This is a genomic window from Corynebacterium sp. TAE3-ERU2 (genome assembly GCF_019209955.1).
In the GTDB taxonomy this organism is placed as follows: domain Bacteria; phylum Actinomycetota; class Actinomycetes; order Mycobacteriales; family Mycobacteriaceae; genus Corynebacterium; species Corynebacterium megadyptis.
This window is the reverse complement of record NZ_JAHUTL010000001.1, coordinates 581862-596276: the sequence shown is the minus strand read 5'-3', so window position 1 is coordinate 596276 and position 14415 is coordinate 581862. Positions and strand designations below refer to the sequence as shown.

The following is a 14415-nucleotide window of genomic DNA, read 5'->3' as shown; positions in this document are numbered from 1 at the left end:
AACCGAGTTCGCCTCGTAATTTAAGAGAACAAGAAAGCCGAAATGGAATCCTTCAAGCGCAAGAAAGGGCTGATGCGCAGCCCAAAGTACACCGCCGTGTTTGAGCCACTCGAGCGTGAAGTGCTGGGAAATCTCACCGCCACGGTGTCGGAGGCGCTGATTCAGCGCGCCCAGTCCGCGCCGAAGGATGAGCTTGAAGAGCTCGTGGGCATGACAGGCGGGCACAAAGAAGCGCCGAAGGATCCTGGGTTGGCTCGTCTTTTGCCGGATTTTGAGCGCGAGGGCGATGAGGAATTTGAGGGCGATAATTCGCTGCTGCGCTCTTTGCACGAAAACGATATTTGCCGAGACAAACTACGCAACCTGCAAGTTATTAATAGCGCCCTCGGCCCCGATGGTGGCGTGAACGTGACCGTGGACGATAGCGAGGTACACGCCTGGCTATCGGGGTTGAATGATCTGCGCCTCTACATTGCGTCCTCGGAGATGGGGAACTACGAGGGCGCGGAAGAAGAACGCGATCAACTGGTGGAGTGGTTGGGATTCGTCCAAGACTCCCTGCTCCACGCCTATATGAACTAAGACTGTTCATCCACCCACTGCAAGGAGAGTACAAGCGCCGTGGCCGGCCGATTGTGTGATGTGGCGGGACTTCGGGCCGCGCACTACAGCGATAGTGATACCGGAGTCACGGTGATCGTGGCCCCCGAGTCCGCCACCGGTGCGGTGGACGTGCGCGGCGGCGGCCCCGGCACCCGCGAAACCGATCTACTGGCGCCGCATAACACCGTGGAAGCCGTGCACGCAGTCTGCCTGAGCGGGGGTTCGGCCTTTGGTCTGGCCGCGGCAGACGGAGTGATGGCCTATTTGGAGGAGCGTTCGCTCGGTTTCCCCGTGCTCGGGGAGGACAGCGCAGGCCCGCGCGTGCCGATCGTTCCCGCAGCGGTCATCTTCGATCTTCTCGTCGGTTCTGCGCAGGCGCGGCCGCGGCCACTCGACGGGTGGATAGCAGCCCACCGGGCACTCAGCGGCACCGAGTTACTCTCGGGCACAGTGGGAGCAGGCACCGCCGCGGCGGCAGGGCGGCTCAAAGGTGGCTTCGGTCAATCCTCCACGCGGGTGGGGCAGTACGTGGTGGCGGCGGGCATCGTGGCTAACCCGGTGGGAGATGTCGTCGATAAGCATGGGCGACTCTATGGGGATCCGGACGCCCCCGCCGTCGACTCTGAGGTCTATGCCACCCTGCGCGGTCCGGCCAGCAAGCTCAACACCACGATCGGGGTGGTAGCTACCGATGCGCCGCTCACCAAAGCACAGGCCACACGGCTGGCGCTGGCCGGCCACGATGGTATCGCCCGCGCCGTGCGCCCCGCCCACTCTCCCCTCGACGGGGACACGCTTTTTGCCCTGGCGACAGGCCCGCGCACCGGAGTGGATGTCGAGCAGTTGACGCGGCTATCCGCCGCGGCCGCCGATGTAGTGGCAGCGGCGATTGTGGACGCGGTGACCTCCGCCGAGTCCACACATGGAATGCGCGCGTACCGCGATATTCTGCGCTGAGCCCACGTGGTGCCGCCGTGGCGCGTGCGTACAATCGTGAGCACACATAATCCGATGCAGCACGAGAGTGAAAGAGTCGCCCCCTCATGCCCCACGGCTATTCGAACTACTCGCACCCGACCTCCTATGGCAGCGGCGCTCAGCCCGGCCCAACGTGGAGCCCAGCGCCGCGGCAGCCAGCGCAGCCACCTCAGCGCCGCTCCCGCGGTGGTTTTGGCACCGGCCTGCGGATCGCTCTCGGCTACGTGCTCGTGATCTGGGCGGTGTTCGTCGTGCAGCAGATGGGCATACTCAACCTGTCCTGGTTCGGCATCCATCCCCGCGATACCTCCACGCTATGGCATGTCGCCACCTGGTCATTTCTCCACGCCAACCTGGATCACCTCATTGGCAATACGGTGACGGGAGCGCTCTTTGCCTTTTTGGTGGGGGTCACTGGCAGGCGCACCTTCTGGGAAGTCACAGTGATAGCGGCCATCACCGGCGGGCTTGCAGCATGGTTTTTGGGCTATCCCGGCACCAACCACATCGGCGCCTCGGGAGTGATCTATGGCTGGCTCAGCTATCTCATCGTCCGCGGCGTATTCAATCGTTCCCTGCGGCAGATCATTCTCGGCGTGGTGCTGGCCTTTAGCTATTCCGGTTTTGTCTGGGGCGTGATCCCCACAGAAGCCGCGGTGTCGTGGCAGGCACACCTCGGCGGGGCGCTGGGCGGTGTGCTCGCGGGGGCTGTGATTAGCTCCGACGATCCGGTGAAGAAGATCGCCGCTCGGCCGAACTCCAGTCTCGGCTACTAGCCTCACCGCCAGGCGCGGCAGTTCGTCTCTCTCGTCTTCGCCCGCCACTCTGTGCGCGCCCCACAGCATGATCCGCGCAGCATGATCGGCGGCGAGAGGGGGTTGTGACAGGGGGGGGAGCCGCATACAGTAAGTAAGGCAAGGTTAAGACGGCCGATATGGAGGAATGATGGGTTTCTGGGTAATGCTTCTCGCCATCGTGGTGGGTGTGGTTCTCCTCGTGGCCGGAGTGCGACGCCGCACACAGTCGCCGCTGGGTTGGGTACTGGCCGTGGCAGGGCTGGTGTGTATCGGTGCGGGCATCTGGCTGGCGCTACCGCAGTAGCGGCGAGCGCTCGGTGGCCAGCTGCATAACGCAGCGCGCGCTCTGGGCCACGCTCACAGGCCCGCTGCTAGTCTTCCCGCGCCGGCCTCGCTAGGCTTGCGTGCTGTGGGTACCAGTGAGGAACGAGACAGCGCAGAGCAGCTAATGGTGGACAATCCGTGGAATTTCCGCACCGTGGTGGATGAGTTCGGCCACGAGCGGGTGCTGGCGGATCAGACCAGCAATAATGCCCCCATCGGCATCTTCGATTCCGGCTTGGGCGGGCTCACCGTGGCTCGGTCCATCGTGGATCAGCTGCCTCATGAATCGATTATCTACATTGGGGACACCAAGAACGCCCCCTATGGCCCGCAACCGCTGTCGAAGGTGCGGGATCACTCGCAGCGGATCGCCGATGAGCTGGTGCGCCGCGGCTGCAAGATGATCGTGATCGCCTGCAACACCGCCACCTCCGCTTTTGTGCGGGATGCCCGCGAACGCTACGACATTCCCGTGGTGGGCGTGATTCTGCCGGCCGTCCGGCGCGCCGTCTCGACCACGCGCAATAACAAAATTGGTGTTATTGGCACCCAGGGAACCATCACCTCGGGGGCCTATCAGGAGTTTTTCGCCGCCTCGCCCCAGGTGGAGGTCACGGCCACCCCCTGCCCGCAGTTCGTGAACTTTGTCGAACGCGGAATCACCTCGGGGCGCCAGATTTTGGGGGTAGCGGAAGGCTATCTCGCACCGCTACAGGCCGCGGGCGTCGATACTCTCGTGCTGGGCTGCACCCACTATCCCTTGCTCTCTGGTGTGATCCAGCTGGCCATGGGCGATGAGGTGACGCTGGTGTCCAGCGCGGAGGAAACCGCGAAGGATGTGCTGCGGGTACTCAGCCACAGCGATAAGCTGGCGGATCCTGAGCACGCGGTGGAGCGCTCCTTTGAATCCACTGGTGACCCCGCCATTTTCGCCATGCTCGCGCAGCGCTTCCTCGGCCCGCATGTGACTGAGGTCCAACACATACAGGGTCTGTAACTTTTCAAACACCACCGCGGCTTTTTCCACATGACCGCGGGTTTAGTGGCAGAGTGATGGTATGAAGTTGACCATCATTGGATGCACCGGCAGCATGGGCGGCCCCGGCGGGCCGGCGTCGGGATATCTCCTTCAGGGCGAACGCGGACAGTCCATCATCATGGATATCGGCCCCGGTGTGCTGGCCCAGCTGATGCAGATGATCAACCCCTCCGAGGCGCATGTGGTGTTTTCTCACCTGCACGCGGATCATTGCCTCGATTTTCCCTCGCTGCTCGTGTGGCGGCGTTTCCACCCCGAGCTGGCTGCCCAAGGGCGCAATCTGTGCTTCGGGCCCAGCGATGGCGAGCTGCGGCTGGGGCGCATCTCCGCAGATGAGACCGATGGGGTAGACGATATGTCGGATACCTTTGCCTACGCCCCGTGGCGGCTGGGCGAGGCAGAGCATCTCGAGGGCATCACCATTACCCCGTTTGAGGCCATTCACCCGATCGAGGCCTATAGCCTGCGCATTGAGGAAGAGGCCACGGGGACCGTTTTCGCCTATTCCGGCGATACCAGCTTCACCAACTCCACCCTCGAGTGCGCCCGCGGCGCGGATGTCTTTTTCTGCGAGGCGACCTGGGGCTATACCTCGGAAGGCAAACCGGAGGGGCTGCATATTTCGGGGCGCGAGGCAGGGCTTTTTGCCCGCGAAGCCGGTGTAGGGACGCTGGTGCTGATCCACATTCCGCCGTGGGGCGATGTGGAGGGCGCGGTGCGCGCCGCCGCCGAAGAGTTCGACGGCCCCATCATGGTCGGCGCCCCCGGGCAGGTCTATACCGGCTAGGCCCCAACGTCTGAGGGGATAAGGCGTGCCCGCGGTGTACCCTGAAGCCCATGACTACTAGCTTTCAGCGCGCAGATGGGCGCGCCCTCGATGAGATGCGTCCGGTCCGAATCACCCGTGGTTTCACCACCAATCCCGCTGGCAGTGTGCTGGTGGAGTTCGGCAATACTCGCGTGATGTGCACCGCCTCGATCGAGGAATCGGTGCCGCGTTTCAAGCGGGATTCCGGCGAAGGCTGGCTCACCGCCGAATATTCCATGCTTCCCGCCGCCACCCATGACCGCATGCCGCGCGAGTCCATGCGCGGCAAGGTCAAGGGCCGCACCCACGAGATCTCCCGCCTCGTCGGTCGCTCCCTGCGTGCCGCTGTGGATTTGTCCCAGCTGGGCGAGAACACGATCTCCATCGACTGCGATGTGCTCCAGGCCGATGGCGGTACCCGCACCGCCGCGATCACTGGTGCCTATGTGGCGCTTGCCGACGCCATCTCGGTGCTGCGCGAGCGTGGCGTGCTCAGCGGTGACCCGCTGCTGCCGCCCGTGGCCGCTGTCTCGGTGGGCATCATCGATGGCCACGTGTGCCTCGATCTGCCCTATGAGGAGGATTCCCGCGCCGATGTGGACATGAACGTGATCATGACCGAGTCCGGCGAGTTCGTAGAGATCCAAGGAACCGGCGAGCACAACACCTTCAGCCGCGCGGAAGTCACCGCCATTTTGGACATGGCGGAGAAGGGCTGTCGCGAGCTCATCGACGCCCAAAAGCACGCCCTTCAGGCCTAGCAGAGACGATCAAAGGAGTGATGCGATGCTGCTGCATGTAGCTACTCACAACCCCAAGAAACTCGTCGAGCTGCGCCGTGTCTTGGATGTCGCAGGCATTGAGAACTGCGAGCTGGTGACCTCCGAGGACCTGCTTGGCTATGAGGAACCGGTAGAAGACGGCCGCACCTTCGCCGATAACGCGCTGATCAAAGCCCGCGCCGGGGCCAAGGCCACCGGCGAGGTGACCCTGGCCGATGATTCCGGTTTGTGCGTGAAGGAAATGAACGGCATGCCGGGCGTGCTCTCTGCCCGATGGTCCGGTGAGGGCGATGATGACGCCAATAATGAGCTGCTATTGAAGCAGATGAAAGACGTTCCCCTGGGGCGCCGCGACGCCAGCTTCGTGTCGGTGTGCGCCATCGTCACCCCAGAGGGTGAGGAGTTCATTGAAAAGGGCGAGTGGGCTGGCCGCCTGCTGCGCAACCCCGTGGGCGAGAACGGCTTCGGCTACGATCCGCTCTTCGTGCCGGCCGAAGAGGATGAGCGCGTGGATGGCACCGATGAGCGCCCCCGCAGCTCCGCCGAGCTGAGCGGTGCAGAAAAGGATGCGCTCTCGCACCGCGGCAAGGCCCTCGAGGCCCTGGTTCCGGCGATTTCCTCGCTCGTGGCCCAGTGGGAGGCCCGCAGCAGCGAGGACTCCGAGGACAATGACGACGACACCTCGAGCTAAACAGCTCTAAGGCACACACCACACCGCCGAGTCCGATCACAGTGATCAGGCTCGGCGGTCGTGTGTGCGGCGGTGCGCTGCCGCGGGGGAGGGCGGCGTCGTCAAGCGTGCTGCGCTAGAGCTGGAAGGCCTCGGTGACTTCCTTGCGGCGGCGGGACTCAGCCACAAAGGAGAGGAAGGGGATCGTGCCGGCGAGGGCGGTGAGGATCCAGCGCAATGGCTCCCAGCGGGCCTTCACGCCGAGGTTCAGGGTGGCGATGAGATAGAGCATGTAGAACAGTCCGTGGAGCTGACCAATAATGCGGGTCCACTCCGGCATGTCGATGCCCACCAGATATTCAAGAACCATGCGGGTGGTGAGGATCAACAGCCACACACCAGTGACCCAGGCGGCGATAGAGAAGAGCTTGAGGGCTTGGCGTACCCGCGCCTGACGCTGCGGGGTGGGGGCGGGGCGCTGGGACTGAGAAGAAGAAGTCATGGTTAGGAAGAGCTTTCGTTGGTGTCGGTAGAGGGGGAGCTGGAGCGGCGGCGGTGCTGCTCGTTGAGTGCGTTGAAGGTCGTCACATCCATGCTCGGACGCTGGGGAAGGAAGTCCTCGTCGATCTCGGTCATCTCGCCGCGTTCGGCGATACGCCGATCAACGGGGGAGACCTCCTGGTCGTCCTCGAGCAATTCATTCTCGTATTTGAGGTAGCTCCGGTAGGCGTAGACGATAAACGCGCCGAAAAAAGGCCACTGCAGGGCATATCCCAAGTTTTGGAACGTGCCCGAGCCGGACTGAAAACGAGTCCACTGCCAATAGGCCAATCCGAGCGTGGCGGCCACCGCGAGGGCGACGAACACAATCATTCCCACCGACGCGCGCTTGCGGGGCTGTGGTGGTGTGCTTGGCTCACCCTGATTAGTACTCACACCCCTCTACGATACCCAAGATGCTTCACGACGCCGCGCTGTGGGGGCGGTGCGTAGCCTGTGGCGAAAACCCCGTGCCAACAGTGTTGTTGGCGATCACCATAGGCGCTGGATACAATACCCGCAGCGCCGTGTACGCGGCGCGGGCGCCTGTGGCGGAATTGGCAGACGCGCTGGATTTAGGTTCCAGTGTCTTAGGACGTGGGAGTTCAAGTCTCCCCAGGCGCACTACACACCATCTACCTCGGTAGACGAACAATTTCACAACTCGAATCGGGGTGCGATCCCGCAACAATCCCGCACCCCGCCGAATCAATCGCAGACCGAGCACGGTCACCAGCCCCCAGCAAAACATGAGCATAAGTAGACAGCAGCACCTGCGACGAGTGCCCACACATCGCTGCGACCTCATGCACTGCTAGGCCCACGCATGCTACCGCGCAGGCTTCACGATCGTAGATAGCCGAGAAGTCGGACACGGACCGCCGCTTTACTGCCTAAATAGGAACGCCACTCCGCGAACGAGCGGTCTTGATCTCCACTCCCCACCATAAGGGTGATGGCGAACTCACACAGCTCATGAATCCTCATCTTCCCCCATCAGCGTCCCGCGCCCGACGTGCCTTATAGCCGTTAATCACCTCTTTGATCACCGGTGCAGCGACACCAATACTGAAGAGTGATGCCCCGACCAAGGATTCGGGTGGATCGAAGAGTGCTAGACAAGCGAAGATACCAATGACACACAGGAGTAATACAAGTGCGGCCATCGCTATCCGAACCCACGCTTCACGCTTCGTGTGTGTGAACGCTTCTTGGGTGATCTTGCGGTCCAAGACGGTATCGGCGTGCGCGTCATCGAGAATTCGTGTACCGGAGCCAGGGGCGATTCGGTTGTACTCTTCAATGATGGCAGGAGGGGGAACAGGTCCTTCAAAGCCGACAAGCGCGGATGCAGTGATGTGTTCTAGCCCTGGGAGCGGCGGTTGATTTGCTCCTGGATGTTGCCACCCACGTGGTTGAACGCCCTGGCTGTGCGGGTCTGTGAGCGCAGGCGTGCTTCCTGGGCTGCTTGGATCACTCGGTGGCTCTGCTGCATGTTGATCCTGCCCATTTCGTTGAGGGTAGTTCGGATCATGTTCATGATTCATATTCTACTTCCTGGATTTGAGGGGGGCTAGTTACTTGTCGCGGGGCTGGGCTCAAGGTGGCCGAAGGCCACGATCGCCCCTGCGCTGGTGTGGTCATATTGCTCTTGGGTACGCGACATCTCGCATACTGGGCGTAGTGGTTGCTAGTCCTAGAATTCGGTGGTTTCCTTCTCGGTGAAAGCACTGGTGTCAGCGCTTGACAACTCCGGTCTCTCATCACTCTAAGGAGCAGGCGGGACACTGGGGGTAATTTTTCTCGAACGCGGTCCCTCAACCTCATTGATTGCTTAATCGAGGGCGGCCTGACCTCGCGTAGCTGTGCTTCACTTCTCCCTTATGAACTCGGATGAGCCTCGTTGTTCGTACCGTCACTGAGTTCACTAGTCCCCAGTTAGTGGACGGTCTGGGCTACTAGCTCAGGCGTTTCGACTGCTCTCTGAGTAATCCGAGACAAGGCTGCACCGGCGGCGAATGAGGTGGGAGCTTTGTCAACCACGCCCAGATTGAGGCTGCTGTGATTGCCATGAAGCTCGTCGTTGACGCCGGTGGAGACGTCGTCGAGTTCCTTGTCCCCACCGTTAAAGAACCGAGGAACGTCATGGTCGACCGTCATTACGAGAGAGGAAAGTCGATCACGTGCGGTTAGTGATTTCTTCAGCGCTGAGCAAGAGCTGCATGGTGCGCCGTCGGTATTTCTATTCCGAGGGTTCGTCTAGTGGCACTGTCGGCTGATTGGGTGGCCCCATAGAGCGAGCTGATTCTCGCGATGGGTACTACGCGTCGAGTGATACACTCCGCACCACCCCATTCGGCAGCGGGGAGAATGCCGAGAATATCTACAGCAGCTTGACCAGTGGGAGTTCAAGTCTCCCCAGGCGCACAATCACCCACCTACAGCAGTAGGTGGGTGTTGGCGTCTCTAGGAGAAACTAGAGGGCAGGGGAGAGGCCGGCGTCGCTTTGATCGCTGACGCGGTAGAGGTGCTCATTCACAAACTCGCCTACGCCCCAGCGGGCCAGCTCGCGGCCATAACCGGAGCGGTTAATCCCGCCGAAGGGCAGGTTGGCGGCGGTGACCGAGGATTCGTTGACGAAGGTCATGCCGTCCTCGAGTTGCTGCGCCACTGCATAGGCCTGCTCGAGGTCTGTGCCCCACACGGAGGAGGACAGGCCGTAGTCGGAGTTATTGGCCAGGGCAATGGCCTCGTCCACATTGGCCACCTTGTACACGACGGCGACGGGGCCGAAGATCTCATTGCAGCCGATCTCCGAGTTGGGGTCGACATCGGTGAGCAGGGTGGGCTCCATGAAGGCGCCGTCGCGATCAATGGCGCCGCCACCGACACGCACCGTGGCGATGCCGTCGCGGGCCGCCTTCTCGAGTCGCTCGACGATCTCATCACGGGCACCGATAGACGACAGCGGGCCGATATCGGCGTTCTCGTCATCATAGGAGCCCACCGTCATCGCCGCGATCTTCTTCTCGAGGAACTCGACGGTGCGATCGTAGAAGTCCTCCATCACAATAAGCCGCTTCGGGGCGTTGCAGGCCTGGCCGGTGTTGTACATGCGGATCTTCACGAACTGCTCCAGCACCCAGTCCAGGTTCTGCTCATCCAGGACGATGAAGGGATCATTGCCGCCCAGCTCCAACACGGACTTCTTGTAGTGCTTGCCGGCGGTGGTGGCCACGGCGGAACCGGCAGCCTCCGAACCGGTGAGGGAGACGCCCTTGATGCGCTTATCCGCCACGAAGGCATCCATCTGTGAGCCGGAGGCATAGACGTTGATATAGGCATCCTTCGGCAAACCGGCCTCCTCCAGCAGGTCTTGGCAGGCTTGGGAGGATAGCGGGCAGATGGAGGCGTGCTTGAGTACGATGGTGTTGCCCAACAGCAGGTTCGGCGCGGCAAAGCGGGCCACCTGGTAGTAGGGGAAGTTCCACGGCATGACGCCGAGCAGCGGGCCGAGCGGCTCCTTTTTCACCACAGTCTGCTGTGCCCCGGAGGCCGGCAGATACTCGTCGGCGAGCAGCTCGTGGGCGTGCTCGGCGTACCAGCGGTAAATATCGGCCACAAGCTGGATTTCGGCCTTGGCCCAGCGGGTCAGCTTGCCCATCTCCCGACCGATGTGATCGGCCAGCTCATCGATGCGCTCCTCATAAAGATCGGCGGTGGCGTTCAATACCGCTACACGCTCCTCGATGGAGGTGGTGCGCCACGAGCTATAGGCGGCGGTGGAGCGGGAGAGAATATCATCCCGCTCAGCATCCGTGATGCGGTCAAACTCCTGCTCGGAACGGCCGGTGTTCGGGTTTTCTAATGCGAAAGTACTCATATCGCCCTGTATAGTCCTGCCCACTAGTAGCTGCAATGCTCTGGACGCACACCACAGAGATATCGGTCTATCAGTGCCTAAGCTCACTCAATAACTGGCCCCACACAAGGGTGGCGGGCAGGTGGGGACCGGCGTTGTGCGGCAGCTAGCCGGTATAGCGCAGCCACGCGAGCACGGCCTTAACGCGGCGGTTCTCGTCTTCGGGCTGGAAACCGAGTTTCATGAACACATTGGCCACATGCTTGCTCACCGCCGAGGGGCTAAGAAATAGGGTCTTTTCCATATCGCGATTACTCAGGCCCTGCGCCATGAGCGCGAGCACATCTTTCTCCCGCGGGGTGAGGGTGGTGATGCCGCTGCGTTTGGCATTGAGCAAGGTGGCGATCACTTCCTGATCCACCACCGTCTTCCCCGCAGCCACGTCCTCGATTGCTCGGACAAACTCCTCCACCTCAGAGACGCGCTCTTTGAGGAGATAGCCGAAGCCGCCGCCGTCCATAAGCTGATCGAGGTAGCTGGCGGCCACATATTGGCTCAGCACAATCACCGGCAGCCCCGGGCGTTCGCGGCGCAGCTCCGAGGCCGCCTTGAGGCCATCGTCGCGCAGCAGCGGCGGCATGCGTACATCCGTGATCACGAGGTCGATATCCGCTCTACGGCCCTGGTCCCGCAGCGCGTCGGCGTCCGCGACGGCGATCACGCTATGGCCCAGGGTGTGCAGGAGTTGTTCGATACCCGCGCGCAACAGCGTGGAATCCTCGGCGAGAAGAATATGCATGTGGCTACTTCCTTAGTAGGGGCACCGTGAGGTGCAGCAGCGTCCCAGTGTCCGTGGTGCGTAGTGTCACGGTGCCATCGAGCACAGCGGCGCGCTCCCGTAGCCCCATGATCCCCGTGCCCGCGCTCGCGGTGGGAGACTCCGCGCTCAGCCCGTCGCCATTGTCGCGGACTGTCACGTGCAGTGCAGAGCCCGTGGCGTCGATGCCGATATCGGCGTGGGTGGCGTGACCGTGCCGGGTGGCGTTCGTCAGCCCCTCGCTGATGCAGTGATAGGCCAGCAAAGCCGTGGTCTCATCCAGCGGCGGCACGGCGGCTGTGTCGGTGTGCAACGTGGTGTCAATGCCGGCGTGAGCGAGAAGCTCTTCGACCGCGGCCACGAGGCCGTTATCGTAGAGCACCTGCGGGGCAATGCCGCGCACCGTGGCCCGCAGGGCGGCCAAGGCTTGGGCCGCGTTTTCTTCGGCCTTGCGGATCGCTGGCTCGGGATCCGCGGCGAGGCGAGCCGCCGCGAGATTAAGTTTCAGCGCAGTGAGATGCTGCTGGGGGCCATCGTGGAGTTCCCTTTCGATGCGGCGTCGTTCGCCCGAGAAAGCGTCGGCAAGCAATGCTCGCGAGGCTTCAACCTCCCGCACGGAGGGGGCGAGGGTGAGTTGGGAGGCCCGCACCGAGAGCCAGGTCATGGACCAGCTCAGCGCGAGCAGCAGCGCCAGCGTCACCGCGGCAATGGAGAAACAGAGCGCCACATTCACCGCGCGATTCGAGCTCTGCCAGGAATTGAACTCGAGCGTATCCACCATGAAGGGCGCGATCGCAACGAAAACGGTGAACGAGCCCAGCATGGTCCACAGCATCAAGCTGAGAACAGCCACCACGAGCTGCAGAAAAAGATGGAGCACCTGCCGCCAATCGAACCAGCGCGATACCGAGCGCTGGCGAATGGGGCGGGCAAAGATCCGTGCGCCATAGCGGCCATAGGCATCCACCGGGCGGGCGAGAAGCGGCAGCCACGGCAGCAGTACGAGGGTAACGACCAGCGCCGGAATGCACGCGAGTGCGAGCAGAATATTCCAGCCGACCGAACGCAGAACTGACATAAGTAATAAGCCTAAGCGTTGCAGCCGTGTGAGTAAGTGGAGCTAGCTCCACCATAGATTCGGCAGCCAGCTCCCTCGTGGCACACCTGGTGCGCGCGGTGTGATGAGGGCATGTTGAAAGCAGAGAACCTCAGCAAGAAGTATGGTCGCCGCCTCGTGTTTCGCGATCTGAGCCTCACGATCGAACCGGGCGAGTTCGTGGCCATAATGGGGCCTTCGGGCTGCGGTAAGTCCACCTTGCTCAATCTACTCTCGGGGCTGGATAAGCCCAGTTCGGGCACGGTGAACGCGCCGGAGCGCACGGAACGGGCCTTCGTGTTCCAAGACTATAACCTGCTGGAATCGCTTGATGCTCGGACCAATGCGATGCTCACAGCGAAGTTCTCTGGGCGCCCGTGCACCCGCGCGGAGGCGGATCGAGTATTTCACGATCTCGGACTAGATGGGTGCCAGCACCAGATGCCCGCGGAGCTCTCCGGCGGGCAGCAGCAGCGCGTTGCTATAGCGAGGGCGCTGCTGGCCACGCCCTCGTTCATCTTCGCCGATGAGCCCACGGGGGCGCTGGATGATGCCACCGCCACGACCGTGCTGGAGCATTTGCGGGCCGCTGCGCACAAGGGGGCCACCGTGGTGATGGTGACGCACTCGCATGCCGCCGCCGCAGCCGCGGACCGGATCATAGACATGGAGGCAGACCATGCGCGTGTGGCTTAAGGATGTGTGGGCCAACCGCGTGTCGTGGCTGGCAGTGGTATTAACGCTCGTGGTCTCCGCTGCGAGCTGCGGGCTCGCCCTGACCCTGATTACTGCGGGTGGGGGAGATGCCGGACCGCTGGGAGGGACGATCCTCGCCATGTCCTTGTGCTCCATCGTGCTGGTGGTGTCGATGCAGATGCGGTTGCTTATCGACGAACACTGGGAGGTGTATCGCAGCTGGCGCTTAGTGGGCATGCCGGGCTGGATGATCGTGGCATTCGTGCTCGGCCAGGTGGTGGTCGTGGCACTCGCCTCGAGCGCCGTGGGCCTGGTGCTGGTGCCGCCGCTGCTCGGCCCAACCGAAGAGGCGCTGCGGGCGGATGGCCTCAGCCTCGACCCACTGGTGTTCAGTGGCACCTCTGCGATCGGCGCGGTGGCTATCTGTTCGACGGCAGCGGTGCTGGCGGTGCTGTGGCCCGTGCGGCGCATCTTCCGCCCAGTAGTGGTGCGGTCCTCCTGGTGGACAACCCCGGTGGCGGCACTCGTGGTGGCGGCGGTGCTGACGCCGTCCATAGTCGCCACGATGGAGCCGGATGCTTTTCTCGGCTGGTCTATGGGGCTGATCGTGGCGGTGTCCTTGGTCATGCCGTGGCTGCTGCCGCTGCTGGATCAGTGGACGCGAGTCATGGGGATCGCGGGGGCGAATGTGCGCAATCGCCGCCGTTTCAGCGCCCCGCAGATCGTGCCGTGGGTGATCTTTGGCGGGCTGATCGTGGTCGTTGGTTCCGGGATGCGGGCGATGATGCTGGCCAGTGGGTCCTGGCATGTGTCCTCGTGGGAGGTGTTCGTGGTGCTGCTTGGCCCCTCGATCATTCCGAGCGTGGTGGCGGCACTCGCTATCTCCTTACTCATGCGCCATCGCATTGCGGCGGACGTGCGCGCCCTCCGACTAGCTGGGGCGCCGCCGCGGGCCCCGCTGACTATTCAAATAGGCGAGGCGCTCGCGCACACCATTACTGCCGCCGCGGTGGTGGCGCTCATGGCTATCTATGTGGTGGTGCGGCTCAACGGGCTACTCGGTGTGGAGGATCCCTTCACAGGGCTGTGGTGGCAGGCGTGGCTGGTCATGTTCCTTGTCATGGCGGCGGTGACGACGCTGCTCAAAATCATGCTCGCTCGGCGGGTCATACATCTATGTATTAGCGAGGACGGCTACGTCTAGCTGCGACGGATACCCGCTGCGGGGTGGCTGGGCACGCCAGAACTATAAAGATGACGAAATCCTCATGATTACGTGGTAGGTTATTTTCCCACGAGATACCTGTTTGATCACAAAAGGCAGTGTGTCCCGCGTAGCACCCTGTTCCCCCACGTTTGAGAAGAGCCGACGACATAGCATGATCACTTCTAACTCCACCCCC

The 14415-nt window shown here is 62.4% G+C and carries 17 protein-coding genes and 1 tRNA gene; 11 read left to right on the top strand and 7 right to left on the bottom strand.

Annotation, left to right across the window (positions count from 1 at the left end):
• The first annotated feature begins 42 nt into the window (after positions 1-42).
• From KRX12_RS02610 to rdgB, 8 genes are all read left to right on the top strand, one after another.
• Complete coding sequence (locus KRX12_RS02610; protein ID WP_218364231.1) at positions 43-582, top strand: DUF2017 domain-containing protein; 540 nt, start codon at positions 43-45, stop codon at positions 580-582.
• Between the two features lie 39 nt (positions 583-621).
• On the top strand, positions 622-1560 hold the full coding sequence (locus tag KRX12_RS02605) for a P1 family peptidase (RefSeq protein WP_370625519.1): 939 nt from the start codon (positions 622-624) through the stop codon (positions 1558-1560).
• Positions 1561-1646: 86 nt separating this feature from the next.
• Complete coding sequence (locus tag KRX12_RS02600) at positions 1647-2357, top strand: rhomboid family intramembrane serine protease (RefSeq protein WP_218365590.1); 711 nt, start codon at positions 1647-1649, stop codon at positions 2355-2357.
• Between the two features lie 169 nt (positions 2358-2526).
• Complete coding sequence (locus tag KRX12_RS02595) at positions 2527-2682, top strand: hypothetical protein (RefSeq protein WP_192796112.1); 156 nt, start codon at positions 2527-2529, stop codon at positions 2680-2682.
• A 144-nt stretch (positions 2683-2826) separates the two neighbouring features.
• Entirely contained in the window at positions 2827-3699 is an 873-nt protein-coding gene (gene murI, locus KRX12_RS02590; protein ID WP_255549161.1) for a glutamate racemase, read from the top strand.
• A 61-nt stretch (positions 3700-3760) separates the two neighbouring features.
• Positions 3761-4528 (top strand): MBL fold metallo-hydrolase, encoded by a 768-nt coding sequence (locus KRX12_RS02585; RefSeq protein ID WP_218364227.1) that lies wholly within the window; start codon positions 3761-3763, stop codon positions 4526-4528.
• A 50-nt stretch (positions 4529-4578) separates the two neighbouring features.
• Positions 4579-5310, top strand: coding sequence for a ribonuclease PH (rph, locus tag KRX12_RS02580; RefSeq protein WP_151529769.1), 732 nt, complete (start codon positions 4579-4581; stop codon positions 5308-5310).
• 25 nt (positions 5311-5335) lie between these two features.
• A complete protein-coding gene (gene rdgB, locus KRX12_RS02575; protein ID WP_218365589.1) occupies positions 5336-6022 on the top strand; it encodes an RdgB/HAM1 family non-canonical purine NTP pyrophosphatase in 687 nt (228 codons plus the stop codon).
• 115 nt (positions 6023-6137) lie between these two features.
• Here rdgB and KRX12_RS02570 read toward each other — a convergent pair whose 3' ends face one another.
• Positions 6138-6503, bottom strand: coding sequence for a DUF3817 domain-containing protein (locus KRX12_RS02570; protein WP_151529767.1), 366 nt, complete (start codon positions 6501-6503; stop codon positions 6138-6140).
• A 2-nt stretch (positions 6504-6505) separates the two neighbouring features.
• The gene (locus tag KRX12_RS02565) at positions 6506-6874 is read right to left on the bottom strand and encodes a hypothetical protein (RefSeq protein ID WP_151529867.1); all 369 of its coding nucleotides are present in this window, start codon (positions 6872-6874) and stop codon (positions 6506-6508) included.
• 209 nt (positions 6875-7083) lie between these two features.
• On the opposite strand from KRX12_RS02565, the gene KRX12_RS02560 reads away from it, so the two are divergent.
• A tRNA-Leu gene (locus KRX12_RS02560) sits at positions 7084-7165 on the top strand.
• A 739-nt stretch (positions 7166-7904) separates the two neighbouring features.
• On the opposite strand, the gene KRX12_RS02555 is transcribed toward KRX12_RS02560, so the two are convergent.
• The 5 genes from KRX12_RS02555 to KRX12_RS02535 all read right to left on the bottom strand — a co-directional run bounded on the left by KRX12_RS02555 (position 7905) and on the right by KRX12_RS02535 (position 12298).
• On the bottom strand, positions 7905-8081 hold the full coding sequence (locus KRX12_RS02555; RefSeq protein ID WP_192796255.1) for a hypothetical protein: 177 nt from the start codon (positions 8079-8081) through the stop codon (positions 7905-7907).
• 398 nt (positions 8082-8479) lie between these two features.
• Positions 8480-8701 carry a hypothetical protein gene (locus KRX12_RS02550; protein WP_218365588.1) on the bottom strand — a complete coding sequence of 74 codons (222 nt, stop codon included), beginning with the start codon at positions 8699-8701 and terminating at the stop codon, positions 8480-8482.
• Between the two features lie 316 nt (positions 8702-9017).
• Positions 9018-10424, bottom strand: coding sequence for an NAD-dependent succinate-semialdehyde dehydrogenase (locus KRX12_RS02545; protein ID WP_218365587.1), 1407 nt, complete (start codon positions 10422-10424; stop codon positions 9018-9020).
• A 145-nt stretch (positions 10425-10569) separates the two neighbouring features.
• Positions 10570-11202, bottom strand: coding sequence for a response regulator transcription factor (locus KRX12_RS02540; protein WP_218365586.1), 633 nt, complete (start codon positions 11200-11202; stop codon positions 10570-10572).
• A gap of 4 nt (positions 11203-11206) precedes the next feature.
• Positions 11207-12298 carry a sensor histidine kinase gene (locus KRX12_RS02535; RefSeq protein WP_218365585.1) on the bottom strand — a complete coding sequence of 364 codons (1092 nt, stop codon included), beginning with the start codon at positions 12296-12298 and terminating at the stop codon, positions 11207-11209.
• 111 nt (positions 12299-12409) lie between these two features.
• On the opposite strand from KRX12_RS02535, the gene KRX12_RS02530 reads away from it, so the two are divergent.
• Both KRX12_RS02530 and KRX12_RS02525 read left to right on the top strand, forming a co-directional pair.
• Positions 12410-13012: an ABC transporter ATP-binding protein gene (locus KRX12_RS02530; protein WP_218365584.1), complete on the top strand. Its 603-nt coding sequence runs from the start codon at positions 12410-12412 to the stop codon at positions 13010-13012.
• Positions 12996-14216, top strand: a complete 1221-nt coding sequence (locus tag KRX12_RS02525) for an FtsX-like permease family protein (RefSeq protein ID WP_218365583.1) — start codon at positions 12996-12998, stop codon at positions 14214-14216. The genes KRX12_RS02530 and KRX12_RS02525 overlap by 17 nt, the downstream gene beginning before the upstream one ends.
• Positions 14217-14415 lie beyond the last annotated feature (199 nt).

Bases quoted from the DNA above. Each gene is read 5' to 3' on its own strand.
- KRX12_RS02595 (WP_192796112.1), top strand. From the start codon at position 2,527: ATGGGTTTCTGGGTAATGCTTCTCGCCATCGTGGTGGGTGTGGTTCTC.
- KRX12_RS02540 (WP_218365586.1), bottom strand. From the start codon at position 11,202: ATGCATATTCTTCTCGCCGAGGATTCCACGCTGTTGCGCGCGGGTATC.
- KRX12_RS02530 (WP_218365584.1), top strand. From the start codon at position 12,410: ATGTTGAAAGCAGAGAACCTCAGCAAGAAGTATGGTCGCCGCCTCGTG.
- KRX12_RS02610 (WP_218364231.1), top strand. From the start codon at position 43: ATGGAATCCTTCAAGCGCAAGAAAGGGCTGATGCGCAGCCCAAAGTAC.
- rph (WP_151529769.1), top strand. From the start codon at position 4,579: ATGACTACTAGCTTTCAGCGCGCAGATGGGCGCGCCCTCGATGAGATG.
- KRX12_RS02565 (WP_151529867.1), bottom strand. From the start codon at position 6,874: ATGATTGTGTTCGTCGCCCTCGCGGTGGCCGCCACGCTCGGATTGGCC.
- KRX12_RS02570 (WP_151529767.1), bottom strand. From the start codon at position 6,503: ATGACTTCTTCTTCTCAGTCCCAGCGCCCCGCCCCCACCCCGCAGCGT.
- KRX12_RS02545 (WP_218365587.1), bottom strand. From the start codon at position 10,424: ATGAGTACTTTCGCATTAGAAAACCCGAACACCGGCCGTTCCGAGCAG.
- KRX12_RS02525 (WP_218365583.1), top strand. From the start codon at position 12,996: ATGCGCGTGTGGCTTAAGGATGTGTGGGCCAACCGCGTGTCGTGGCTG.
- KRX12_RS02555 (WP_192796255.1), bottom strand. From the start codon at position 8,081: ATGAACATGATCCGAACTACCCTCAACGAAATGGGCAGGATCAACATG.
- KRX12_RS02600 (WP_218365590.1), top strand. From the start codon at position 1,647: ATGCCCCACGGCTATTCGAACTACTCGCACCCGACCTCCTATGGCAGC.
- murI (WP_255549161.1), top strand. From the start codon at position 2,827: ATGGTGGACAATCCGTGGAATTTCCGCACCGTGGTGGATGAGTTCGGC.
- KRX12_RS02550 (WP_218365588.1), bottom strand. From the start codon at position 8,701: ATGACGGTCGACCATGACGTTCCTCGGTTCTTTAACGGTGGGGACAAG.
- rdgB (WP_218365589.1), top strand. From the start codon at position 5,336: ATGCTGCTGCATGTAGCTACTCACAACCCCAAGAAACTCGTCGAGCTG.
- KRX12_RS02585 (WP_218364227.1), top strand. From the start codon at position 3,761: ATGAAGTTGACCATCATTGGATGCACCGGCAGCATGGGCGGCCCCGGC.
- KRX12_RS02535 (WP_218365585.1), bottom strand. From the start codon at position 12,298: ATGTCAGTTCTGCGTTCGGTCGGCTGGAATATTCTGCTCGCACTCGCG.